The organism is Streptomyces swartbergensis (genome assembly GCF_002148965.1).
Classification (GTDB): Bacteria; Actinomycetota; Actinomycetes; order Streptomycetales; family Streptomycetaceae; genus Streptomyces; species Streptomyces swartbergensis.
This window is the reverse complement of the sequence record NZ_NGFN01000816.1, coordinates 1-733: the sequence shown is the minus strand read 5'-3', so window position 1 is coordinate 733 and position 733 is coordinate 1. Positions and strand designations below refer to the sequence as shown.

The following is a 733-nucleotide window of genomic DNA, read 5'->3' as shown; positions in this document are numbered from 1 at the left end:
GGTCGAACCCGGGGTGGCGTTCCGCGAGGGCGCCGGCGATCTCGCCGAGGTGGTTGACGACCAGGCAGTACACGAGCCGCTCCCAGCCGGCTTCCCGCTCCACGTCCGGCAGCAGTTTCACGCCCTCGGCGTCCCGGTACAGCGCCTGCACGGGTGTGCCGTCGGCGTCCACGGCGACCAGGGTGTTCTGGAGGTGCGCCTCGATGACGACACCGTGCCGGGCGAAGGCCGTCAGGGCCGGGGGCACCACCTGCGCCAGGTACGCCGCCCACCAGGCCTCGGGGTCGGTGGCCCGGTCGAGCGGGCTGCCCTCGAAGCCCTCGACGAGACCGGCGGCGAGCAGCGGGGTCGCACCGGGCAGGAGACGCCCTCCGAAGCCGTCCCGGACGAGGACGGCCAGGGCCTCGAAGGCGAAGTCGGCGGTGCGGTACCCGCGGTCGCCGAGCCAGGCCGGGGGGCCGTCGAACGTCTCGAAGGCGGCGCACACGGCCGCGTCGGTCCGGCGCAGGGCGAGCAGGTCGTGGCGCCACAGCCGGCGGATGTCGTTGGTGATGCGCACGTCCAGGCTGAACTTCAGGAAGAGGTCGTGCCCGGGCGCGTACAGCGTGCGGATCGCGGCCGTCGGCCAGGTGTCGAAGGCGGTCGTGCCGAGCCGGAGGAGTCTGCCGTCCGCGAAGGCGTCGGCGAGCTCCGGGCCGGCCAGGTCGAGCTGCCAGGGGTGGGCGGGCAGCAG

1 protein-coding gene is annotated in these 733 nt (G+C 74.5%); it reads right to left on the bottom strand.

All coding sequences use genetic code 11. From position 1 onward, the window contains the following. A partial coding sequence (locus CA983_RS44505; RefSeq protein WP_279628525.1) for an IucA/IucC family C-terminal-domain containing protein occupies positions 1-733 on the bottom strand: 733 nt, incomplete at both ends.